Below are 22,440 nucleotides of genomic sequence, written 5' to 3' on the forward strand. Positions count from 1 at the left end.
AGCCCCGCCGGCCGGCCGGCCGGCGGTACGGGGCGGCGCCGCGCCGCGCAGGGTGCACCGCGCCCGTGCCCGCACGGGTGCGCGGGCCGGGACGGTGCCCCGGTCAGTGCGGGTGCCGCTCGTCGTGCGGCCGGCCGCCGAGCTCGCACCAGACCGTCTTGCCGGCGGCGGTGAGGTCGGTGCCGTGCCGTTCGGCGAGGGCCGCGACGAGGAACCAGCCGCGGCCGGTCTCCTCCATGAGGTCGACGGGCCTGGCGTGCGGCAGCGCGGCGCCGCGGTCGTGCACCTCGATGCGCAGCCGGGACCCGGCCCGCAGCAGCCGCAGGCACAGCAGGGTGCCGGTGCCGGCGGCGTGCCGGACGGCGCCCGTGACCAGTTCGGAGATCAGGACCTCCGCGTCGTCGCCGGCGTGCGCGGCGCCGGCGGAGCCGAGGACGGCGCGGCCGAACGCGCGGGCCCGCGGGACCGACGCGCGCTCGGCGGGCAGGGTCAGCTCGCCGAGCAGGACGGGGTCCGGCCCCTCCATCGTGGTGAGGCCCTGCGGGTGGGCGGGGAGAGTGCGGTGGGGGGTGGCCAGGGTGCTAGGCAACTCGATGGTGCGGTGTTCGCCCGACATGTGGAACGCCTCCTTGACTAAGGCGTGGCGGCCCGTCCCGGCCCGGCCTTGACTCCTGGCCGGGGAGGTCGCTGGGGGTGAAGGCCCGTATCGCCGTCCGGGGCTCCCCGAGGGGCTCCCCGCGCCGCCCGGCCGGCCTCGCCGGCCCGGGTGCGTACGGCGGCACGGTGTGCGAAGGGGCCGCGGCCGTGCGGCCGGCGCCGGTCACGACGCCTCGCCCCCTTCGGCGTGGGCGCCCGCCCTGGCGCGCAGCAGCCGGGCGGTGCTGGTGAACCACTCGTGGTGCTCCTGCTCGAACCGGCGGCCCCGCAGGCACGTCAGGTACGGGCCGATCGGCGTGGCGCTGCGCAGGAACGTGTGCTCGTCCAGGTCGCCGCGCAGGCGTACGAGCATGCGCTCGAACAGTTCGACCTTCGCCGCGGACATGCGGGCGCGCTCCTCGAGCTGCGCGATCACCGCGTCCGCGGAGATGTGGTCGACGGCCTGCACCATGACGAGGATGTTCTCGCGGATGGTCCCGGGTTTCGCGGGGGTGCTGGCGAAGCGCTCCAGCTCGTCTATGCCGGCCCGGGTGACGGTGTAGACGCGCTTGTTGGGGCGGTCGTGCTGGATGACCTGCCGTCCGCTGATCAGTCCTTGGGTCTCCAACCTCGACAGCTCCGAGTAGAGCTGCTGCGGGACGGCGTGCCAGAAGTTGGAGACCGACAAATCGAAGATCTTGGCCAGCTGGTAGCCGCTGTACTCGCCGTCGAGCAACGCCGCCAGGACCGCGTGACGCAAGGCCATCGGACTTCTCTCCCTGCTTGACTCAGGGTGATGCCCGACTTTATCAGACAACAACATGATTAGTCATGCTTTTGACTAGGGTGAGTATGGACGAATTTCGCGACGCCCGGCTCGAGGTCCGCGCCCAGCGCTCTGACCTCGCCGTCCAGCAGCGCCTGCCGGGTCGGGCCGCGCCGCAGCTTGCCGCTCGTCGTCCGGCGGACCGTGCCGCGCCCCGTCAGCACCACGCTCAGCGCGGGCAGCTCGTGCGCGCGCGCCACGGCGGCCTTGATGAGCCCCGCCAGCTCGTCCGGCGGCGTCCCGCCCGCGGCCCGCGTGCTGATCTCCTGCACGAGCACGACCTGCTCCCGGCCGTCCTCGGTCGTGACGCCGTCGAGCATGAACGCGGCGCCGATCAGCGCGGCGGGATGCGCCGCCTGCGCGGTCTCCTCGATGTCGTGGGCGTGGACGTTGCGCCCGTTGACGATGATCAGGTCCTTGCTGCGGCCGGTGACGAACACCTCGCCGCCGTCCACGAACCCGAGGTCGCCGGTGCGCAGGAACGGGCCGTCGCCGTCGGCCGTGTACGCCTGGAACGTCACGCGCGTCGCCGTGGGGCTGCGCCAGTAGCCCGCGGCGACGCTGCCGCCGCGCACCCACAGCTCACCCGTCCGCCCGTCAGGGAGCGCCTCAAGGGTCTCCGGGTCGACGACGCGGACGTCCAGGGTGACCGGGCGGCCGCTGCTCACCAGCCGCCGCACCGCCGCGTCCGGGCCGTCCGGCGCGTCCCCGCCCGGCCCCTCGCGCTCCTCGCTCTCCTCCGCCGGCACGGCCCGGCCGCGCGACAGGGCGGCGGCGTCGAAGTCGCGGATCACCGGGCCCGTGCCCCACGGGGCGGCGCTGATGAGCAGCGTCGCCTCCGCCATTCCGTAGCACGGCATCCACATCCGCGGCTCGAACCCGGCGGGCGCGAACCGCTCGCTCCACCGCTCCAGCGTCGCCGCCCGGACCGGCTCTGCGCCGTTCTTCACCGTCTGCAGCGACGACAGGTCCAGCGTCTCGATCTGCCGGTCGGTGACGCGGCGCAGCGCCAGCTCGTACCCGAAGTTCGGCGCGACGGTGATCGTCGCGCGGTGCCGGGTGATCAGCTCCAGCCACAGCACCGGCCGCTTGATGAAGGTGATCGGCGACGTCAGCACGTACCGCATGCCGAGGTACAGCGGCTCCAGGAACTGGCCGACGAGGCCCATGTCGTGGAAGTGCGGCACCCAGCCGACGCCGATCGACTCGGCCGTCCCCTCGATGCGCCGCCGGATCTCCTCGGCGTTGTACACCAGGTTCCGGTGGGTGACCATCACGCCCTTCGGCTCGCTCGTCGAACCGGACGTGTACTGCAGGAACGCGAGCGTGTCCGGGCCGAACTCCGGCATCGTCCACGCGTCCGCGTCCCCGAGCGGGTCCCCGTTCCCGGCCGTTTCGGTGTCGAGGCACTGCACCTTTCCGGCGAGCCCCGCCTCCTTCAGCCACCCCTCGATCGCGCCGAGATGGGCGCCGTCGGTGAGGATCCAGGTGATGTCGGCGTCGTCGATGATCCGGCGCGTGCGGTCGAAGCGCCCCGCGTCCAGCACCGGAAGCGGCGCCGGGACGGCCACGACCCGCGCGTACAGGCAGCCGACGAACGCCGATATGAACTCCAGGCCCTCCGGATACAGCAGCAGGACGGCCCGGTCCCGCAGGCCGCGCTCCTCCAGCCGGCGGGCCAGCGCCCTGGCCCGCCGGTCCAGCTCGGCGAGGCCGAGCGCGTCCTCCCGGTAGGCGCGGCCGGGGCCCGGCTCCTCCTTGACGAAGGTGAAGCCCCGCGCGTCCCCGTACGTCCGCGCGGTCTCCCGGACGGCCGACACGAAATCGGTGTGCTTGCCCATGCTCATGGCGCCGTCACACGTCCTCGCCCAGCGACGCCAGCGTGAACCAGCGGCCCTCGCCGGACGTGCGGAACATCGCGTCCTCGAACGCCGGCAGGAAGTCCTCCGACAGGATGGTGTCGGGGTAGGTGCGCTGCAGCAGCCGCTGCAGGCACAGCACGAGCCACTGCCCGTCCGCGAACGCTCCGCCGAACTCGCGGTGGTTGTGCAGCCACGTGAGCATGCACGACACCATCGCGTGCAGCTCGCAGTACTTGCGCGCCCGCATCAGCGCCGCCACCGACGAGGTGTCGCCCTCGCTGTCCCGGATGCCCTCGTCGACCTTCGCGCGCAGCGCGCCGATGCTCGACAGCAGGTCCTTCAGCTCGGCGGCGACACCCGGCGCGGCGTGCGCGTTCGCCGCCGACAGCAGCTCCTCGGAGATCTGCTCGAACCGCTGCCCGACCTCGTCGCGGCCCTCGTTGGTGAGCTGGAGCCGGCGGCCGTCCGGCTGCCAGGTCGGCGGCGTCCGGGTCCAGGAGAACAGCTCGGCGAGCAGCGCGTCCTCCTCGCCCGTCTCCTCCGGCGGGCGGCACAGGAACGGCAGCTGCGCGGCGACGTTCGCGAGGTTGACGTGCGTGGTGCCCTCGAAGATGCTCGCGATCGCGTGGTCGCGCTGCAGCTTCTGGAACACCCCGTGCGCGACGCCCTCGCGCAGGTAGCCGCGCGCCGCCAGGACCGTTCCCATGCTCGCGACGACCTCGTCGCCCTGCACCGGGACGAAGTACTTGATGATCGACGACCACAGGCTCAGCCGCCCCGGCGCGACCGTCAGCGCGCGCGCCACCGGGATCGCGACGCACTCGGCGACCAGCAGGTCCAGGTGCGCCTTCAGCAGATGGTCGCGGATCACCGGGATCTGGTAGATGTCCGCGCCGTACAGGGTGCGCTGGTGCGCGTACTCCATCGCTATCCGCACCACCGCGTCCATCGTCCCGACCGACAGCGCCGCGATCGCCGTCCGGGTGATCTGCAGCGTCTTCAGCGTCTGGACGAGCCCGGCCCCGCGCCGCCCGATCACGCAGTCCGCCGGCAGCCGCGCGCCGTCGAACACGACGCCGCTCAGGTCGTGGCCGCGCAGCCCGAGCGTCCGGACGGGCGGCAGCGTCGACCAGGTGTCCGGGTCTAGGGTCGTCTTGTCGACCAGCAGCAGCGAGAAGTCACGCGAGCCGGTCTTGACGTACGTCGTGACGAACCGGCCGCGCGTCGCGTTGCCGACCGGCCACTTCGTCCCAGTAAGCACCAGCTCGTCGCCCTTGCTCACCGCCTCGGACTCGCTCGCCATCACGTCGCTGCCGTGGTCGGCCTCCGACACCCCGAAGCAGGCGAGGTCGCCGTTCAGCACGCCGTCGGCGACCGTCCGGCGCTGCCGCTCGTCGCCCCACAGCCACACCGGGTTCACCGCCAGCAGGCCCGACCCGTACATCACCGCGACCGTGACGCTGCGCCGCGAGATGCCGCGGGTGACGAAGAACAGCTCCTCCAGCGTCGTCAGCCGCCCGCCCAGCCCGGACGGCACCAGGTACTTCGGGAAACCCCAGGCCCGGACGGCGTCCACCGCGCCGGGCGGCAGCTCGTCGCGCTCCTCGGCCTCGACGATCGCCTTGTAGGAGAACGGGCCGGCCTCGTCGTCCATGGGGTCGCCGAGGAATCTGTCCAGATCGGCCGCTATGCCGTGCGCCGGCGACAGGCCGGTGCGTGCGGGGACCATTCCGCTGTCCATCTTCCACTCCCTGTAGCCGAACTTGTCGCGGTGCCCGCGCGCCCTCACCGACGCGCGGCGCCGCCGGGCCGGAGCCGGGCGGAGGCGGCCCCCACGCCCCCGGCCCGCGCGGCCCGTCACGAAGGGGATCCCCCGTCATGAAGGGGTCGCCCCGTCACGCCCCCTGGTCCTCCATGCGGTGGCCGACCACGCGGGCCAGCGTCATCGCCGCGGGCAGCGGCCGGACCATCACCGTCAGCCCGGTGACCAGCCCGGTGTCGCCGAACCTGAGCAGGTCCAGGCCCTGCAGCGCCTTGCCCATCACGCGCGCGCTGAACACCAGCGCCTGCGTGGGCGGCTGTGCGAGCGGCTGTGCGAGCCCGCCCGGCGGGTCCGTCCCGGCGAGCTCGTCGGTGTAGCGGAAGTCCTCGAACACCTCCAGCAGGACGCGCAGCAGCCCGGTGACCGCGTCGCGGCCGTGGTAGGGCTTCACCATCACCGGGCTGTGGAACTCGATGCCCGGGTCCAGCGCCCGGGTGATGGCGGCGAGGTCCTTGGCCTCCACCGCCGCTCGGAACGTTCCGGGAACCGTCATCTCGCCCCCTCCCCGGCGCCGGCGCCCGCGCACTGGATCGGTGCCGGTGAACGCGGGACACGGGCCGGCGATAATGGTCTCTTCATCGTCATCCCGACTCTTCGACTGCCCCCGAGACTGCCCCGATCTCAGTTCGCCCGCTCGCCGAGCAGCTCGGCGGCCAGCTCCGCCATCACCTCCGCGACATAATCGTGCCCGGCCGGGCTGAGATGGATTCCGTCCCCGCTCCACATGGCGGGATCGGCGATTCTCGTCACCGTTTCCCGGGCCGGGAACGCCATTCCGAAGTCGCGTGCGGCACGTTCCAGCTCGGCATTGAAGACGGCGATGCGCTGCAGCACGCGTTTCTTGCGGAACTGCGAGATGGGAGACCGTTCGAGCAGCGGCGGGCGGGGCACCGGAATCGCCAGCAGGCCGGTCCCGGCGTCGCGCGCCCAGCGGTGCACCTCGTCCAGCCGGGCACCCGCCGCGGCCGGCTCGAACCCGGTCAGCGCGTCGTTCATGCCGCAGCCGAGCACCGCCAGGCGCGGCCGCGCGGCGCGCACGGCGGGCAGCTGGTCGCGCACCACGTCCTCGATCGTGGCGCCCGCGTCGGAGACGTTCAGCAGGTCGCCGGGGGCCACGCCGAGGCGCCGGGCGAGCCGGCCGGCCCAGCCGAGCCAGCCGCCCGCCGGGGCGGGGTCGTCGCGGCCCTCGGCCACGCTGTCGCCGAGCACCACCAGGGCGGCGCCCGCGGCCGGCGGGCCGGCCATCACGCGACGAGGTCGAGGAGGTAGGCGGTGAGGTCGGCGACCGTCTCGCGGCGCCGCGCCTCGGCCACGTCCACCTCCACCTGCAGGTGGTCCTCGATGTCGCTGATGATGCTGATCGCGTACACCGAATCGACGCCGTAGCGGGCCAGCTCGACCGCGGGGTCGATATTTTCCGTCGGCCTGTCGAGGTAGAAGGCGATGCGGTCAAGAAGCCACATCTGGAGCTCGTCGTAGGAAATTGTTTGCGATCCGCTCACCGCACTCCCCTTTTTGTCAGAGGATCTTCTGAACCAAACCCCGATGGCCATCCGTAGCTGAGCACATGGCACGGTACATGCATATGTACGGCATGTCACAGATCCGACTGTGAACTATCGGACACGAGCATGTCACTTTTCCGTAAATTAAGTAAGCGGGGCGGTAAAACGGAGCCTGTGTACCGGACGGTAACCGTTTCCGTAAGGGGCCCACCACAGCGCCGTCAGGCGACCGCCGCCCCGGCCGCCCCATCCGGCCGCTCCTCCCCCGCCCGCCGTCCCGCGGCACGCGACCTGCACCGTTCCCCACGACCGCGCAGCCGCCCCCGCACCGCCCCGGCACGGCGCGCCGGGCACGTTCCATGAGAATTTCGGACAGCCGACCAGGCGGCCTCGCGGCCGCCGTCCGATCAGTGATCGGGCCGGAGGTGAACGATCGACGCGCCGGTCGCCGGCCCGGTCAGCAACGAACCAACGGGATTCGGCTCCTGCCGGCGGGCCATCCGGTCCCGGACCGAAATAGCGCGCTGCGCCCGCCAGCGGTGCGCCGCCGTCCGCTGGAACCGCGCCACGTGGGCCGCCGCCGGACGGTCCCGTCCCGTCAGCGCGTACCCGTGCCGCCGCAGCCGGTCCCTCAGGACGTGCTCGACGAGGTCGGCCTCCCACGGCTGCATCCGCACCGCCCACGCGCCGACGTTGCGGTCGTTGACGGCCTCGTGCGTGCGCAGGTGCCACCGGCGCTCGGACGGCACCGTCCGGCGCGCGTGGTGGTGCGGCTCGGCCATCGCCTCGTCGTACTCCTCCTCGAGGAACCCGCACAGGGCCGCAAGCGACCGCTCCGGGTCGGCGACCAGGTCCTCGTAGCGCATCTCGAAGTACCGGCCGGGGCCGAGCCGCCGCGCGAGCCTGCTTCCGGTGTCGACGGCCTCCCGCCACGTCAGCGCGGCGGAGTGGACGTCGCCCTCGTACCAGGGCATCCGGACGAGCGAGCTGACCGCGTCCCGTCCGTCGCGGACGAGGTGGACGAACTGCGCGTCGGGGAACATCCGCAGCAGCATCGGCACCTTGCGGAAGTAGCTCGGCCGCTTGTCGCCCCACCGCGCCTTGCCGTGCTCGCGCGCGTAGCGGCGGAACACGGCGGCGAGCGCCGAGCCGAGCGTCGGCGGTCCGTGCACGATGTCGTCGACGACCTCGCCGGCGTCCAGGCCGAGGACGCCGAACCTCGTCCCGCCGCCCGTGGTGATCCACTCGCCGAGCGCGCGCCGGTTCGCCTCCGCCCGCAGGTCGCCGAAGTCGAGCCGCCGCTCGTAGGCGACGTGCACGAACCTCGTCTCGGACGGCACCGCCAGGCGCCGGTGCGAGTGCAGCATCTGCTGCAGCAGCGTCGTGCCGGAGCGCGGGCAGCCGAGGACGAACACGGGCCGGTGGGACTGCGAGGTCATGGCGCGTGAAGGTACGGACACCGCCTGAACCCGACCTCAGACGAACCTCTAAGTTCGCTGAAAGTGTTCGCGACGTCACTATGTGCAATATCGCCTTTTGTGCCGGAGAAGCGCCTCCCGTCCCGCCGTTTTCCGGAACCGGCGCCGGAGCACGAGAAACACCGGCATCTCCGTCAGGCCCCAACAAAAGGCTTCCCTGGCCGGGAGAACCGGAGTAATGTAACCCCCGGTGTGCCGGGAAGTCTGGTCGGCGAGGCAGGTTCTGTCTCCGACCAGGAGGATTTCAGATGACCCCCCGGCCCTTCTCCTCGGCCCCGCCCCCGCCGCGGCGCCGCATCTCGCGTCCGACCCCGCGCAGCCTCCGGCTTCGGGCCGGCCTGACCTCCGCGACCTGGGCGGACTCATATCCGGATACATGACCGGCCGTATCCGGCCGGGAACCGGATACGGCAGCGCATTCTCCTGAACCCCTTTTCCACCGGTTACCGCATTCGGCGGCCCGGACGGTGAATGACGCCTCGAGGCGGGAGCGTGCACGGCCATGCGTGAATTCGTCGACACCGCGATCGGCTTTCCCACCGCGCTTTTCAGCTTCTCTCTGGTGGTGGTCGCCGCGTACTGGACGCTCGTCCTGCTCGGCGGTCTGGGGCACTTCCACGCCGGCACCGATGGCCATACGGGGGCCGGTGCCGGTGTGGGCGGCCACGGGCACGGCGGCGGCTTCCACGGCCACGGCGGCTTCCACGGTCACGGAGTCGTGGACGCGCACGCGGGCGCGCACGGCCACGGCGGCGGGCACGATCCGTCCGGGGGGCACGGGGACGGCCACGGGTCGGGCGGGCCGCTGGGCGCGATCGGGCTCGGCGGCGTCCCCGCCACCATCACGCTGTCGCTGCTGATCGCGCTGGCCTGGTTCGCGAGCCTGGCCGGGTCGGTGCTGGCGGGCGGCGGCACGCCGGCCCCGCCGCTCGCCGGCGCCGTGCTGGCCGTGGCGCTCGCGGCGGCCTGGCTCGGGACGCGGGTCGCGATCGTCCCGCTGCGCCGGGTGTTCCGCGAGGAGCCGGCGGCGTCGCTGCGCGACTTCGTCGGCCGCACCTGCGTCATCCGCACCGGGCGGGTCGGCGTGGACTTCGGCCAGGCCGAGGTCACCGCCGATGACGGCTCGTCCGCCATCGTGCAGGTCCGCCGGCACGCGCTGGACGCCGCCGCCGGCGGCGCCCCCGCCGGCGCCCCGCCCGGCGCGGGAGGGCCCGCGCTCACCGCCGGCAGCACCGCGCTGATCTTCGACTTCGATCCGGACGGCCAGTTCTTCTGGGTCATGCCCTACGAGCAGGCCCCCTGACCTCCGATCGTCCCCGACCCCCGCATCCCACATCACCCCAGTAGACAGGGATCCCGATGGACGCCATCACGATCGGAGCGGGCGTGCTGATCGCGCTCGCACTGCTCATCGCGCTCGGCCTCGCGCTGATGATGACCCGGCTGTTCCGCAAGGTCGACCAGGGCAGCGCGCTGATCATCTCCAAGCTGAAGAGGGTCGACGTCACCTTCACCGGCGCGGTGGTCCTGCCGGTCCTGCACAAGGCCGAGCTGATGGACATCTCGGTGAAGACGATCGAGATCGAGCGGACCGGCCGGGACGGACTGATCTGCAAGGACAACATCCGCGCGGACATCCGCATCACGTTCTTCGTCCGGGTGAACAAGACCGTCGAGGACGTGATCAAGGTGGCGCAGGCGATCGGCACCGACCGCGCCAGCCACCAGGACACGCTGCAGGCGCTGTTCGCGGCGAAGTTCTCCGAGGCGCTGAAGACGGTCGGCAAGCACCTGGACTTCACCGACCTCTACACGCGCCGGCACGAGTTCCGCGACCACATCATCGAGCTGATCGGCACCGACCTGAACGGCTACAGCCTGGAGGACGCGGCGATCGACTACCTGGAGCAGACGCCGCTGCTGTCGCTGGACAAGTCCAACATCCTGGACGCGCAGGGCATCCGGAAGATCACCGAGCTGACCGCGATCGAGCACGTCCGGACCAACGAGTACACCCGCACCGAGGAGAAGGAGATCACCCGCCAGAACGTGGAGGCGCGCGAGGCGATCCTGGAGCTGGAGCGCCGCCAGGCGGACGCGGAGCTGCGCCAGCAGCGCGAGATCGAGACGGTCCGGGCGCGGGAGAAGGCGGAGACCGAGCGGGTGCAGGCGGAGGAGCGGCTGCGCGCGCGGACCGCGGACATCCGCACCGACGAGCAGCTCGGCGTGCAGCAGGAGAACCGCGACCGCGAGGTGGCGGTGGCCGCGAAGAACAAGGAGCGGGTCATCGCGGTCGAGAACGAGCGGATCGAGAAGGACCGGATGCTGGAGGTCATCGCCCGCGAGCGCGCGACCGAGCTGACCCGCATCGCCGCGAACAAGGAGGTCGAGGCGGAGAAGCGGGAGATCGCGAACGTGATCCGGGAGCGCATCGCGGTCGAGCGGACGGTCGCCGAGCAGGAGGAGTCCATCAAGCGGGTGCGGGTGGTCGAGGAGGCCGAGCGGACCCGCCAGGCGGTGGTCATCCAGGCCGAGGCGGAGGCGCAGGAGAGCCTCGTCAAGGACATCAAGGCGGCCGAGGCCGCGGAAGCGGCGGCGCAGCACCGCGCCCGCGAGCAGCTGACGATGGCCGAGTCGCGGCGGCAGGCGGCCGAGCTGGACGCGGAGGCCAAGATCCGGCTGGCCGAGGGGATCCGCGCGGAGGCCGCGGCGGAGGGCCTCGCGGAGGTCGAGGTCCGGGAGCGGGACGCGGCGGCGATCGAGAAGGTCGGCCGCGCCGAGGCGGCGGTCGCCGAGCAGAAGGCGCTCGCCGAGGCGGTCCGGATCAAGGGCGCGCTGAAGGCGGAGGCGGAGGGGCTCACCGACAAGGCGGCGGCGATGGCGGCGCTGGACGACGCGACGCGCGGGCACGAGGAGTACCGGCTGCGGCTGCAGGCGGAGAAGGACGTCCGGCTGGCCGGGATCCAGGTGCAGCGGGAGGTCGCGGAGGCGCAGGCGGCGGTGCTCGCGGCGGGGCTGGAGAAGGCCGACATCGACATCGTCGGCGGCGACAGCGTGTTCTTGGACAAGCTCGTCGGCTCGATCGCGCTCGGCAAGACCGTGGACGGGTTCGTCGGGGGCTCGCAGACCGTCCGGGCGCTCGGCGGGTCGTGGCTGGACGGGACGGGCTCGTTCAGCGGCGACCTGACCCGGGTGCTGGAGTCGGCGGGCGGCGGGGGCGTCGGCGACCTGACGATCGCGGCGCTGCTGACGCGGCTCGCCTCGTCCGGCGGCTCGAACGCATCCGCGCTCAGCAGTCTGCTGGACGCCGCGCAGCGCCTCGGCGTGGCGGACGCGCCGCTCGCGGCGGGGCCGGCCGCGGCGTCGAACGGGACCCCGCCGGCTTCGGCGGGCTGACCGCCGGCCGCCTCGACCCGCGGCGCACCGCCCGCAGCGACCCCTCACGGGGCGGCGCGCCGCGACCGGACTCCCGACCAGGATGGAAGTGGACGCGTGAGCGGGCTCGACCAGGGGACGTACGAGGTGCTGCGGGCGCGGCTCGCGGACCGGGCCGCGGAGGCGGCGCGGCGGGCGGAGGCGCTGAACGCCCGCCGGCTGGAGGTGTTCGGCGGCGCAGAGCTGCGGCTGACCGGCACCGAGCAGGTCCGGACGGAGCGCGCGGTCGTGCCCCGCGACGCGGTCGCGCTCGGCGGGATGCTGCTGCTCGGCTGCAACCCGCCGGGGACGGCGGGCACGGCGTCCGTCGAGGACGTGTTCTCCCTGCACCGGTTCGGCGACGGCGGCGCGCTCGGACCGGCGGGCGCGGACGCGGTGCCGGGGCTGCTGGACGACCCGCGCTTCCGCCGCGACTTCGCCGACATGTTCCGGTACTACCGGCAGGCGCGGCTGCTGCAGCTGCGGCTGGTGGAGGGGCGGCTGCTCGCGGTGTTCCAGACCGGGCCGCAGCTGTCGGACCTGCGCGTCCTGCGCTGGCGGACCGCCCCGGACGGCACCGTCGCCTACGAGGACAACCAGGGCGAGCGCGACCATTCCTTCCCGCCTGCGCACGAGGTGGAGTGGATCGAGACGACCCGCGACGACCACGTCCGCGGCCTGCACCCGCACATCTCGGTCGCGGGCGAGGTGTTCGTCGACACGGTCGGCGGGGCGCTGACGGTCAAGGCGGAGAACGACACGTCCACCGGCGAGGGGATCCACTCCGAGCCGGTGGACGAGCCGCTCCAGGCGCTCGCGGACGCCGACGTGCGGTACGCGCGGGTCGGCGCGCTGGTCGTGCTGCGGATCCGGCCGTACAACGAGCCGGCGTGGCGGCACCTGGTGTTCAACGTGCGGACGAAGGAGGTCGTGCGGCTCGACGGGATCGGGCAGGCGTGCCGGCGGCTGCCGGACGACCACGGGATCGTCTTCCCGGGCGGCTACTGCCTGGACACCGGCGCGGTGAAGACGTTCGACACCGACGTGGCGGGGCTGGAGTACGAGCGGGTCGTCCGGTCGCCGAACGGCGAGGACGTGCTGTACGTGTTCCACTCGCGGGCGGACGGGCGGTCGCTGCTGCTGCCGTACAACGTGATCCGCAAGCGGGTGGCGTCGCCGATCACGTGCCACGGGTACGCGCTGTTCGGGGACGGGACGCTGGCGGTGCTGCGGGCGGCGCCGGCGGAGCCGGTCCGGGCGCATCCGGTGCAGGTGTGGGCGACGCCGTTCGTGTCGGACGAGCACGCCGCCGCGCAGCCGGTCGGGACGGGCCCGCTGGAGCGGGTCGGGAACGCCGACCTGGTCCGGGGGATCTCCGAGTGCCTGTCGGTCACCCGGATGGTGGACGAGATGTCGCCGTCCGCGCGGGTGTTCGAGGCGCTGATCGCGGCGTGCACGCGGGCGATCGACCTGTTCCACTGGCTGGCGGACGCGGAGCTGGGCGACCTCGCGGCGCCGCTCGCGGACGTCCGGGCGACGGCTCGGCAGGTGCTGGAGGAGTACGAGAAGGTCCGCGCGCTCACCGAGCAGGCGGCGGCCGCGGTGGACGAGGCGGGCGAGGACGTCACCGCGCTGGTCCGCAGGGTGAGCGCCGAGGAGCCCGCGACGGCGGACGGCTGGGTCGCGCAGCTCGCGGAGATGCGCCGGGCGCTCGGCCGCCTGGAGACGCTCCGCGACGTTCGGTACGCCGACACCGCCCGCATCGACGAGCTCTCGGAGACGGTGGAGACGGAGCTGCGCGGTCTGGGCGAGCGGTCCGTCCGGTTCCTGCGGGGTGAGGGCGCCTTCACCGGCTACCACGCCGAGGTGGCGCGGATCGCCGAGGCGGCCGGGGCGATCGCGACGGCCGCCGACGCGGCGCCGCTCGCCGAGCTCCTCGACGCGCAGAACGAGGGCCTGGAGGTCGTCACCGAGATCGTCGGGGACCTCGACATCACCGACGCGACGGCCCGCACCGCGATCCTGGAGCGCGTCGGGGAGGTGCTCGGCGGGCTCAACCGGGCCCGCGCCGTCCTCGGCAACCGGCGGCGCGAGCTGCTGGAGCACGAGGGGCGGGCCGCGTTCGCCGCCGAGCTGGCGCTGCTGGACCAGGCGGTCGCGGGCGCGCTGGCCGGCGCGTCCACCCCGGAGCGCTGCGACGATCGGCTCGGCCGGCTGCTGCTCCGGCTGGAGACGCTGCAGGCGCGGTTCGCCGAGCCGGAGGAGTTCGCGGCGGGGCTGGAGACCAAGCGGACCGAGCTGTACGAGGCGTTCTCGTCGCGCAAGCAGACGCTGCTGGACGAGCGGGCGCGCCGCGCCGGCCGGCTCACCGCGTCCGCCGACCGGATCCTCGCCGGGGTGCGGCGGCGCGCCGCGGAGCTCGCCTCGCCCGACGAGGTGAACGCCTACTTCGCGGCGGACTCGATGGTGGCGCGGGTCCGCGCGATCGCGGGCGAGCTGCGGGAACTCGGCGACGACGGGCGCGCCGAGGAGCTGGACGGGCGGGTGAACGCGGCCCGGCAGCAGGCGGCGCGGGCGCTGCGGGACCGGCTCGACCTGTACGGCGACGACGGCGCGACGATCCGCCTCGGCCGGCACCGGTTCGCGGTGAACACCCGCCCGATCGAGCTGACGCTCGTCCCGCACGACGGCGGGCTCGCGTTCACCGTCACCGGGACCGGCTACCGGGCGCCGGTCCGCGACGAGGCGTTCGCCGCGACCCGCGGCCTGTGGGACCAGACCCTCGTCTCGGAGACACCGGAGACGTACCGCGCCGAGTACCTGGCGACGTCGATCCTCGCCGCCCGGCCGTTGGCGGAGCTGCGGGGCGCCGACCTGCTGCGGGTGGTCCGGGAGGAGGCGGCCGACCGCTTCGACGAGGGCTACGAGCGCGGCGTCCACGACCACGACGCCGCCCGCATCCTCGACGTGCTGGTGCGCCTGTACGCGGACGCGGGCCTGCTGCGCTACCCGTCGTCCGCCCGCGCCGCCGCCCAGCTGTTCTGGACGCACGGCGCCGACGCCGTCGGCCGCACGACCTGGGCGACCCGCATGCGCTCCCTCGTCCGGGCCCGCCGCTCGTTCGGGCGCGCGCCCGCCCTGGACGACCTCGCCGCCGAGCTGGCCGCGGCGGTCGAGGAGTTCGCGGCGCGCACCGGGCTCCCCGCGCCGGACGGCCCCTCGGCCGCCGAATACCTGATCGAGGAGCTGACCACCGCGCCGGTCGGGTTCGTCATCGGCACCGGCGCCCGCGACCTGCTGAAGTCGTTCGGCCCGCACCTCGCCGACCTGGAGGACGACCTGCGGGGGCTCGGCGGCGACCTCGCCGCCCGCCACCAGCTCGCCGAAGCGTGGCTCGGCTCCCACCTCGCCACCGTCCCGGACGCCGACCCCGCGGACCTGCCCGAGGCCGTCGCGTCCGTGCTGTGCGCCTCCGCCCGCTACGACTCCCCCGCCGCGCTCACCGCCACCGTCGACGACCTGCTCGGCACCCACCCGCGCATCACCGGCGGCCGCCTGGACGTCCGGCTCGACGAACTGCTCCCGCGCACGCAGCGGTTCCGGACCGAGCGAGTCCCCGCGTTCCGCGCTTACCAGAAGCGGCGCAACGACCTCGTCGCCGCCGAGTCGCGGCGGCTCGGGCTCGCCGCCCTAAAGCCCCGCACCATGAGCACCTTCGTGCGCGGCCGGCTCGTCGACGAGGTGTACCTGCCGATCATCGGCGACAACCTCGCCAAGCAGCTCGGCGCCGCCGGCGACGCCGAGCGCACCGACCGGATGGGCCTGCTCCTGCTCGTCTCGCCGCCCGGCTACGGCAAGACGACCCTGATCGAGTACGTCGCGGACCGGCTCGGCCTCGCCCTCGTCAAGGTGGACGGCCCGGCCCTCGGCCGCGACGTCACGTCCCTCGACCCGGCGAAGGCGCCGAACGCCACCGCCGCCCGCGAGCTCGAGAAGATCGGCTTCGCGCTGGAGATGGGCGACAACGTCCTGCTCCACCTCGACGACGTCCAGCACACTTCGCCGGAGTTCCTGCAGAAGTTCATCCCGCTCTGCGACGCGCAGCGCCGCGTCGAAGGCGCCTCCCGCACCTACGACCTGCGCGGCAGGCGCTTCGCCGTCTGCATGGCCGGCAACCCCTACACCGAGTCCGGGCAGCGCTTCCGGATCCCCGACATGCTCGCCAACCGCGCCGACGTGTGGAACCTCGGCGACGTCCTGTCCGGCAAGGACGAGCTGTTCGCGCTCAGCTACGTCGAGAACGCGCTGACCTCCAACCCGGTGCTCGCGCCGCTCGCCGGCCGCGACCGCGGCGACGTCGAGCTCCTCGTCCGGCTGGCGTCCGGCGACCGGGACGTCCGCCCGGACCGCCTCGCGCACCCCTACTCGCAGGCCGAACTCGACCAGATCCTGCCGGTCATGGCGAAGCTCCGGCACGTCCAGCAAGTGGTGCTGACCGTGAACCGCGCCTACATCGCCTCCGCCGCGCAGGACGACGCGTCCCGCACCGAGCCGCCGTTCCGGCTCCAGGGCTCCTACCGCGACATGAACAGGCTCGCCGAGCGCGTCCTGCCGGTGATGAACGCCGCCGAACTCGAAGCGCTCATCGACGACCACTACCGCGCCGAGGCGCAGACGCTCGCCTCCGACACCGAGTCGAACCTGCTGAAGCTGGCGGAGCTGCGGAACGTCCTCACCCCGGAGCAGGAGGCCCGCTGGACGGAGATCAAGGCCGCCTACGTACGCGGCCGGACCCTCGCCGGCCACGCGGACGACCCGTCCACCGGCGCCCTCCTCCACGTCGCCGACCAGCTCTCCGCCATCGAGAAGGCCCTCCGCGACCGCTGACCCGACCGTCCGGCAAAGCACGCGTGGAAGACGCGGGCCGCGCGGACGACACGCGCAGGACGCGCAGAGGACCGGCGCGCAGAGACCGGCGTGCAGAGGAGAGGCGCGCCCGATCGTCGGGCGCGCCTCCGTGCAGTCGCGGGGGCAAGGATCGAACCCGCAGCGCCGGGCTTACGAGACCCGCATGATCCTCGTCCCGGTCACTCCTGCTCGGGCCGGGCGCGGCGCATCAGCGCCGGCATCATCTTGATCAGGACGGCGGCCATCGCGGCCACCAGCATCCCGACCATCATGCGGCCCGCCATGGCCCGCATGCCGCGCTTGCGCGCGCCCATGCTCTGCTTCCTCATCGCTCAACTCCTTCCTGTTCCGGTGGTGGCGCGGTCTGCGCCGCGCGGGTCGCCGGCCGCGAGCTCGGCCGGCAGCCGGTCGAGACCGGCGCCGCCGAGCAGGTCGGCCGGAGTCTGCGGGGCCACCTGCGGCCAGTCGTAGAGGACGATCGGCGCGGCGAGCACCGTGCCGTGCCCGCCGGGCGGACCCGCGAGGACGGGCCAGAGGCCGTCGCTGCGGCAGGCCGCCGCCGCGCCCGCGAGATGCGCGGGCGGGTCGGCCGGGGAGACGAACGCGCCGCCGGACGCGTCCGCGACGAGGTGCGCCGCGAGCATCGCGGTGCGGGCCGCCTCGTCCCGGTCCGCGGCGGCGCCGGTGTTGGCGAGCACGGCGCGGAGCCGGACGGCGCCGGGCGCGGCCCGCTCCGCCGACAGCACGACGGTGCCGGTCACCCGGTCCCACGTGCGGACGATCCGCGCCGTCCCCCCGAGCGGCTTCTCGTCGAGCCCCGCGGCGATCGCGACGGGCACGCGGACGGGCGAGCGCAGCAGCCGCGCCACGCGCAGCCGGCCGCTGGTGATCTCGCGTTCGCGGGCCTCCTGCCGCGTCCGGTACGTCCCCGGGCCGGATTTCAGCTCGTGGACGGGCGCGTCACCGTCCATCATCTGCCGGTGCACCGCGTGCAGGAACCGCAGCGTGACCTCGACGGTCGATGCCGGGCCGTCCTCCAGCAGGAATTCCGCGGACACCGTCCAGCGGCCGCCGGACCGTTCCGCGTCCTCCTTCGGATGGACGCCGCCGACCGTCCAGCGTTTTCCGTGCCGCGCCGCCGAGGGCCGGTAAGGCCACAGCAGATGCCCCTCGTAAAGGATGGTGTCGGCGATCGCCCTCACGGCGTCCATGGGCCGCCCTCCTCGGGCCGCGAGGCCATTTCCGGGCTCAGCGCGGAATCGCGCAGGACGGCGCCGGTGTCGTCCGGCTCGGTGTCGTCGTGGAGGTCCTCGGCGGCGCGGAGCAGCTCGTCCACGGTGTCGTCGAAGGAGGTGTGGGCGCGGCGGGCGCGGTAGGCGGCGAGGCGGTCGAAGCGGTCCTCGTCGAGGCGCAGCCACCGGACGGCGCCGTAGTAGCGGTCGACGAGGCTCCGCCACACCGCGACGGACAGCTCGCCGGTCGTGCGGTGCCGGCACGGGAGCTGCGCGGTGCGCAGCACGCCGTCCTCGCCGGGGTAGAAGACCGTGCCGTCGAAGGCGAGGTCGAGCGGGATCTCGCCGCCGGACAGGGCGCGCAGGTATCGGTCCGCGGCGACCTGCATGTCGTGCCCGCAGGGCAGCGCGACGGTCACCTCGGTCGCGCCGCGGAACGTCGGGACGGTCACGCCGATCCGCGCCCACAGCAGCCCGCCCGGCGGCGCGTCCGGGGACTCGTTTGGCGGGTCGCCGGACAGTGCGGCGGCGCCGAGCCGCCGTTCGAGCCGGTCGCGTTCGGCGGGCTCGTAGCCGCGCCGCGCGGCCGCGATCGTCACGGTGGTGGTGAGCAGGACGCACTGGACGGGCCCGCCGTCGGGGCGCCGCAGCCCGATGCGCAGGTTCAGCGTGGGCGCCGCGGCGAAGGGCTCGGGCTCGATGCCGAGCAGTTCCAGCGCCAGTTCCGGGACCGCGTTCACGCGGGCATCGCGGGCGTCGCGGGCGTTCACGTGGGCCTCGCGCCGTATTCGCCGGGTGTGGTCATGGCCTTCCCCCAGAGATCATCGACCAATTCGGCCTGCCCGCCGGGATTGCACTGCAAACACCGCCGGAACCGCCTTCAAAACAATTTCATGATTGTGCAAAGCCGGTGTTTCACAGCGGCGGATCCGGGCGGTACGGCCCGTGCCGCCGAGCGATCGGAACGGCTGGAAAAGCGTGCCTCAATGGGCCGCCGAACCGGCCAGCGTCCGCAGTATGACGCGATTGCCCGATATGGAAGTGTGGGCGCCCGGCCCGGCGATCGGAAAATTTGCCCGAGTCATGCCGGCCGCGCCCCGGCCCGAGGCTTGACCTGGAGCGTGCTCCAGCTTCTAGCGTTCTGCCCGTCCGTCACGAGAAGGAGCCCACTTTGCAGTACCGGAAGCTCGGTCGAACCGGCGTCGAGGTCAGCACCCAGTGCCTCGGCGCGATGATGTTCGGCAGGGTCGGCAACCCCGACCACGAGGACTGCGAGCGCATCATCCACCGCGCGCTCGACGCCGGGATCAACTTCGTCGACACCGCCGACATGTACTCCGCCGGGGAGAGCGAGGAGATCGTCGGCCGCGCCCTCAAGGGCCGCCGCGACGACGTCGTCCTCGCCAGCAAGTTCTTCTTCCCGCTCGGGAACGAGCGCAACGCGCGCGGCGGGTCGCGCCGCTACCTCGTGCGCGCCGTCGAGGCCAGCCTCCGCCGCCTCGGCACCGACCACATCGACCTCTACCAGATGCACCGCCCCGACTGGGACACCGATCTGGAGGAGACCCTCGACGCCCTCACCGACCTCGTCCGCCAGGGCAAGGTCCGCTACATCGGCTCGTCGTCCTTCCCCGCCGACCTGATCGTCGAGGCGCAGTGGGCCGCCGCGCGCCGCGGCGGCGCCCGGTTCGTCTGCGAGCAGCCCCAGTACTCGATCTTCGCCCGCTCGATCGAGGACGCGATGCTGCCCGCCGCGCGGCGGCACGGCATGGGCGTCATCCCGTGGAGCCCGCTCGCCGGCGGCTGGCTGACCGGCAAGTACCGGCGCGACGAGGCGGCGCCCGCCGGTTCCCGCTTCGCGCCGTCCGACGACTCGAACTGGAAGGGCCGCACCGTCGACACCGACCCGAGCGCGCCCGTCCGCTTCGACGCCGTCGAGCGGCTCACCAAGATCGCCGACGAGGCGGGCCTGCCGCTGACCCACATGGCGCTGGCCTTCGTCGGCGAGCACCCGGCGATCACCTCGACCATCATCGGGCCGAAGACGATGCCGCAGCTCGAGGACCTGCTCGCCGCCGCCGACGTCCGGCTCGACCCCGCCGTCCTGGACGCGATCGACGAGGTCGTCCCGCCCGGCACCGACATCGCGGGCATCAAGCACCTCACCGGGAACCCGTCGCTGGAGGCCGCGAACCGCCGCCGTCCGCGATGAGCTTCTACCACGTCTGCTTCACGGTGCCCGACCTCGCGGCGGCGATGCGCGACCTCACCGCCGCCGCGGGCCTGGCCTGGCGCGACCCCGCCGGCGGGCGGCTCGGGGACTCGGACTACCGGATCGTCTTCTCCGCCGGTGGAGCGCCGTTCGTCGAACTGATCGAGGCCGCGCCGGGCGGGCCGTGGGGCGACACCTCCCGGCCGGGCTTGCACCACCTCGGGTTCTGGACGTCCGACATCGCGGCGGGGACGGCCGGGCTCGACGCCGCCGGGCTGCCCGAATCCTTCTCCGGCTGCCCGTACGGCCGCGCGTTCGCCTACCACCGCGTCGACTCGATCGGCGCGCACGTGGAACTCGTCGACCAGAGCCTCCAGGCGTCCTTCCTGGACACCTGGGATCCCGGCGGCCCGCCGATGCCCGCCATCGACAATCCCACCGAGCCGCCTGCCTGAGCCGGGGCCGAGCGCGCCGAGCGGACGGAGCTGAGCCGGGCGGGCCGAGCTGAGCCAGGCGGGTCGACTGAGCTGTCGCTCGCTTGGGGCCGCGCCGGGTTTCGTACCGGGCCGTTCTCAGGTCAGACGGGCTGACCGATCGGGCGGACGGTCAGGGTGTTGAGGTCGACGCCCGCCGGCTGGTCGAGGGCGTAGCAGATGGCGTCGGCGACGGGCTGGGGAGGCAGCGCGAAGGGCGGGGCGCCGGCGTCCCGCCAGAAGGGCGTGTCGATCATGCCGGGGTTGACGACGGTGACGCCGATGCCGCGGGCCGTGGCGTGCAGGCGCAGGTTCTCGGCGAGCCCGGTGACGGCCCACTTGGTGGCCGAGTAAAGATTGCCGGGAGAGTTCTTCAGCCCGGCGACGCTGCCGACGAGCACCAGCCGTCCGCCGGTGGCCTCGAGGTGGGGCAGGACGGCATGAGCCAGAAGGGCGGGGCCGAGAACGTTGGTGAGGACCATCGGCGCCCACGACTCCGGATCGCCGTCCCCGATGGAGTCACCGGTCATGAAACCGGCGTTCGCCACCGCCGCGTCAAGGGCACCGAATTGCTCCACGGTGCGGGTCACGACCGACTCGGTCGCCGCCCAGTCCGCCGCGTCCGCGACGAGGCCGAGCAGCCGGTCGTAGCGGCCGGTCTCGTTCAGAAATGTCTTCAGCTTGGTCTCGTCGCGGCCGGTGACAGCCACGCGATGGCCGCGGTCGAGCAGCGCCCGCGCGGTGTGCGCTCCGATGCCGCTGGTCGCGCCGGTGATCAATACGGTCTTGGCGGTCGTCATGTCGTGCTCCTGAGGTGTGAGTGTCCGGACGGCGAAGAGGGAATGCCGTCCGGACCGCCGGTTCCACGAAACCGGCGCCGTCAGGGGCGAACAAGGTCGCGTTTATAGGGGGTATAAGGTCAACCCCCCTTGCCCGCCGGCCCGTGAGTACCGTGGACGAATGGAGTCTCCGCCCGAGAGCCGTCCCGGCGATCGCACCGACAACCGCTCGGATATCCGCGACTTCCTGACAAGCCGGCGCGCCAGGCTCGCCCCGGAACGGGTCGGGCTGCCCACGAGCCGGCGGCGCCGGGTTCCTGGCTTGCGCCGCGAGGAGGTCGCGGCCCTCGCCGGCGTGAGCACCGAGTGGTACACGCGCCTGGAGAGGGGCCACATCGGCGGCGTCTCCGAGGACGTACTGGATGCGGTCGCCCGGGCATTGCGCCTCGACGAGGACGAGCGCACCTACCTGTTCGATCTGGCCAGAGCGGCTCGCCCCGCCCGTCGTGCCTCCCGCGCTGCGCACCGCCGCCGCAAGGACGCCGAGATCCCGCCCTCCGTCCAGTGGATGGTCGACTCCATGACCATGGCGCCCGCCTTCGTGCGCAGCGGCCACCTGGACATCGTCGCGAGCAACGCGCTGTGCAGAGCCCTCTATTCGCCGATGTTCGACAGCGACACCACCGCCGACCGGGGCTGCGCCAACTTCCCCCGTTTTTTCTTCCTCGACCCCGGCTCTCGCCAATTCTTCGTCGATTGGGAGGAAGGCGCGAAGGCGACCGTCGCCGTGCTCCGCGCCGAAGCCGGACGCGAACCGCACGACCGGGCCCTGCGTGAGCTCGTCGGCGAACTGTCCACGCTCAGCCCCGAATTTCGCACCATGTGGGCCAGTCACGACGTCCGGATCCACCACGGGGGCGTCAAACGGCTGGACCATCCGGAGGTCGGTCGGATGGAGTTGGCGTTCCGCTCCTTGGACCTGCCCCTGGCTCAGCGGGTTTCACACGACCTGACCGTCTATGCGGCCGAGCCGGGCACCCCCTCGGAGGACCGCCTCAAACTCCTCGCCAGCTGGACGGCGCCCCCGGCCTCGGCCACGCGACCGCCCCGCCCTCCCCGCTGACGTCGCCAGGGCGCGAAACCAATGTTCATCGGCGTCCCAGCGTGCATCGGCAGGAAGGGTGTTCGGGTGGTGGGGTGGCGCTTGCGTACGGGGCCGGTGATGGGGGCAGGCTCCGCCTGCCCCGCCCCGGGTCGCGCCACCCCACCACCCCCCACCCGCCGGAACACCCT

General features: G+C 73.2%; 18 protein-coding genes. 6 read left to right on the plus strand and 12 right to left on the minus strand.

From position 1 onward, the window contains the following. Window positions 1-103: 103 nt before the first annotated feature. From F8568_RS28460 to F8568_RS28495, 8 genes are all read right to left on the minus strand, one after another. Window positions 104-616 carry an ATP-binding protein gene (locus F8568_RS28460; protein WP_151596764.1) on the minus strand — a complete coding sequence of 171 codons (513 nt, stop codon included), beginning with the start codon at window positions 614-616 and terminating at the stop codon, window positions 104-106. Window positions 617-820: 204 nt separating this feature from the next. Beyond that, window positions 821-1,402, minus strand: coding sequence for a PadR family transcriptional regulator (locus F8568_RS28465; protein WP_151596765.1), 582 nt, complete (start codon window positions 1,400-1,402; stop codon window positions 821-823). Window positions 1,403-1,461: 59 nt separating this feature from the next. Continuing rightward, window positions 1,462-3,309 carry a fatty acyl-AMP ligase gene (locus tag F8568_RS28470; protein WP_151596766.1) on the minus strand — a complete coding sequence of 616 codons (1,848 nt, stop codon included), beginning with the start codon at window positions 3,307-3,309 and terminating at the stop codon, window positions 1,462-1,464. Between the two features lie 7 nt (window positions 3,310-3,316). Beyond that, window positions 3,317-5,065: an acyl-CoA dehydrogenase family protein gene (locus F8568_RS28475; protein WP_151596767.1), complete on the minus strand. Its 1,749-nt coding sequence runs from the start codon at window positions 5,063-5,065 to the stop codon at window positions 3,317-3,319. A gap of 154 nt (window positions 5,066-5,219) precedes the next feature. Next, window positions 5,220-5,639: a nuclear transport factor 2 family protein gene (locus F8568_RS28480; protein ID WP_151596768.1), complete on the minus strand. Its 420-nt coding sequence runs from the start codon at window positions 5,637-5,639 to the stop codon at window positions 5,220-5,222. A gap of 128 nt (window positions 5,640-5,767) precedes the next feature. Beyond that, window positions 5,768-6,391, minus strand: coding sequence for an SGNH/GDSL hydrolase family protein (locus F8568_RS28485; protein WP_151596769.1), 624 nt, complete (start codon window positions 6,389-6,391; stop codon window positions 5,768-5,770). Then, window positions 6,391-6,648, minus strand: coding sequence for an acyl carrier protein (locus tag F8568_RS28490; protein ID WP_202125442.1), 258 nt, complete (start codon window positions 6,646-6,648; stop codon window positions 6,391-6,393). Before F8568_RS28490 ends, F8568_RS28485 begins: the two co-directional genes overlap by 1 nt. 410 nt (window positions 6,649-7,058) lie before the next feature. Continuing rightward, on the minus strand, window positions 7,059-8,090 hold the full coding sequence (locus F8568_RS28495) for a sulfotransferase family protein (protein ID WP_151596770.1): 1,032 nt from the start codon (window positions 8,088-8,090) through the stop codon (window positions 7,059-7,061). A gap of 541 nt (window positions 8,091-8,631) precedes the next feature. Between F8568_RS28495 and F8568_RS28500 the strand changes: the two genes are divergently transcribed. The 3 genes from F8568_RS28500 to F8568_RS28510 all read left to right on the plus strand — a co-directional run bounded on the left by F8568_RS28500 (window position 8,632) and on the right by F8568_RS28510 (window position 16,430). Further along, window positions 8,632-9,432, plus strand: coding sequence for a hypothetical protein (locus F8568_RS28500; protein WP_151596771.1), 801 nt, complete (start codon window positions 8,632-8,634; stop codon window positions 9,430-9,432). Window positions 9,433-9,488: 56 nt separating this feature from the next. Then, window positions 9,489-11,525, plus strand: coding sequence for a flotillin family protein (locus F8568_RS28505; protein WP_151596772.1), 2,037 nt, complete (start codon window positions 9,489-9,491; stop codon window positions 11,523-11,525). Window positions 11,526-11,621: 96 nt separating this feature from the next. Then, a complete protein-coding gene (locus tag F8568_RS28510; RefSeq protein ID WP_151596773.1) occupies window positions 11,622-16,430 on the plus strand; it encodes a DNA repair ATPase in 4,809 nt (1,602 codons plus the stop codon). Window positions 16,431-16,630: 200 nt separating this feature from the next. Here F8568_RS28510 and F8568_RS28515 read toward each other — a convergent pair whose 3' ends face one another. From F8568_RS28515 to F8568_RS28525, 3 genes are read right to left on the minus strand one after another with little or no spacing between them, the layout of a single operon-like run. Next, window positions 16,631-16,780 (minus strand): hypothetical protein, encoded by a 150-nt coding sequence (locus F8568_RS28515; protein WP_160573790.1) that lies wholly within the window; start codon window positions 16,778-16,780, stop codon window positions 16,631-16,633. Between the two features lie 3 nt (window positions 16,781-16,783). Continuing rightward, a complete protein-coding gene (locus F8568_RS28520) occupies window positions 16,784-17,662 on the minus strand; it encodes a hypothetical protein (protein WP_151596774.1) in 879 nt (292 codons plus the stop codon). After that, on the minus strand, window positions 17,650-18,453 hold the full coding sequence (locus F8568_RS28525) for a DUF6084 family protein (protein WP_151596775.1): 804 nt from the start codon (window positions 18,451-18,453) through the stop codon (window positions 17,650-17,652). The genes F8568_RS28520 and F8568_RS28525 overlap by 13 nt, the downstream gene beginning before the upstream one ends. A gap of 401 nt (window positions 18,454-18,854) precedes the next feature. On the opposite strand from F8568_RS28525, the gene F8568_RS28530 reads away from it, so the two are divergent. Both F8568_RS28530 and F8568_RS28535 read left to right on the plus strand, forming a co-directional pair. Beyond that, a complete protein-coding gene (locus F8568_RS28530) occupies window positions 18,855-19,895 on the plus strand; it encodes an aldo/keto reductase (protein ID WP_151596776.1) in 1,041 nt (346 codons plus the stop codon). Further along, window positions 19,892-20,350 carry a VOC family protein gene (locus tag F8568_RS28535; protein ID WP_151596777.1) on the plus strand — a complete coding sequence of 153 codons (459 nt, stop codon included), beginning with the start codon at window positions 19,892-19,894 and terminating at the stop codon, window positions 20,348-20,350. Before F8568_RS28530 ends, F8568_RS28535 begins: the two co-directional genes overlap by 4 nt. Window positions 20,351-20,472: 122 nt before the next feature. On the opposite strand, the gene F8568_RS28540 is transcribed toward F8568_RS28535, so the two are convergent. Beyond that, window positions 20,473-21,168 carry an SDR family oxidoreductase gene (locus tag F8568_RS28540; protein ID WP_151596778.1) on the minus strand — a complete coding sequence of 232 codons (696 nt, stop codon included), beginning with the start codon at window positions 21,166-21,168 and terminating at the stop codon, window positions 20,473-20,475. A gap of 160 nt (window positions 21,169-21,328) precedes the next feature. Here F8568_RS28540 and F8568_RS28545 point away from each other — a divergent pair, with 160 nt between their 5' ends. Further along, a complete protein-coding gene (locus F8568_RS28545) occupies window positions 21,329-22,270 on the plus strand; it encodes a helix-turn-helix transcriptional regulator (RefSeq protein WP_151596779.1) in 942 nt (313 codons plus the stop codon). Window positions 22,271-22,440: the final 170 nt, after the last annotated feature.

Source organism: Actinomadura physcomitrii, from assembly GCF_008923205.2.
In the GTDB taxonomy this organism is placed as follows: domain Bacteria; phylum Actinomycetota; class Actinomycetes; order Streptosporangiales; family Streptosporangiaceae; genus Spirillospora; species Spirillospora physcomitrii.

What these genes read in the sequence shown, in the direction of transcription:
- F8568_RS28465 (WP_151596765.1), bottom strand. Translation starts at nt 1,402, where the DNA reads ATGGCCTTGCGTCACGCGGTCCTGGCGGCGTTGCTCGACGGCGAGTAC.
- F8568_RS28500 (WP_151596771.1), top strand. Translation starts at nt 8,632, where the DNA reads ATGCGTGAATTCGTCGACACCGCGATCGGCTTTCCCACCGCGCTTTTC.
- F8568_RS28460 (WP_151596764.1), bottom strand. Translation starts at nt 616, where the DNA reads ATGTCGGGCGAACACCGCACCATCGAGTTGCCTAGCACCCTGGCCACC.
- F8568_RS28545 (WP_151596779.1), top strand. Translation starts at nt 21,329, where the DNA reads ATGGAGTCTCCGCCCGAGAGCCGTCCCGGCGATCGCACCGACAACCGC.
- F8568_RS28495 (WP_151596770.1), bottom strand. Translation starts at nt 8,090, where the DNA reads ATGACCTCGCAGTCCCACCGGCCCGTGTTCGTCCTCGGCTGCCCGCGC.
- F8568_RS28540 (WP_151596778.1), bottom strand. Translation starts at nt 21,168, where the DNA reads ATGACGACCGCCAAGACCGTATTGATCACCGGCGCGACCAGCGGCATC.
- F8568_RS28485 (WP_151596769.1), bottom strand. Translation starts at nt 6,391, where the DNA reads ATGGCCGGCCCGCCGGCCGCGGGCGCCGCCCTGGTGGTGCTCGGCGAC.
- F8568_RS28475 (WP_151596767.1), bottom strand. Translation starts at nt 5,065, where the DNA reads ATGGACAGCGGAATGGTCCCCGCACGCACCGGCCTGTCGCCGGCGCAC.
- F8568_RS28505 (WP_151596772.1), top strand. Translation starts at nt 9,489, where the DNA reads ATGGACGCCATCACGATCGGAGCGGGCGTGCTGATCGCGCTCGCACTG.
- F8568_RS28515 (WP_160573790.1), bottom strand. Translation starts at nt 16,780, where the DNA reads ATGAGGAAGCAGAGCATGGGCGCGCGCAAGCGCGGCATGCGGGCCATG.
- F8568_RS28480 (WP_151596768.1), bottom strand. Translation starts at nt 5,639, where the DNA reads ATGACGGTTCCCGGAACGTTCCGAGCGGCGGTGGAGGCCAAGGACCTC.
- F8568_RS28470 (WP_151596766.1), bottom strand. Translation starts at nt 3,309, where the DNA reads ATGAGCATGGGCAAGCACACCGATTTCGTGTCGGCCGTCCGGGAGACC.
- F8568_RS28520 (WP_151596774.1), bottom strand. Translation starts at nt 17,662, where the DNA reads ATGGACGCCGTGAGGGCGATCGCCGACACCATCCTTTACGAGGGGCAT.
- F8568_RS28535 (WP_151596777.1), top strand. Translation starts at nt 19,892, where the DNA reads ATGAGCTTCTACCACGTCTGCTTCACGGTGCCCGACCTCGCGGCGGCG.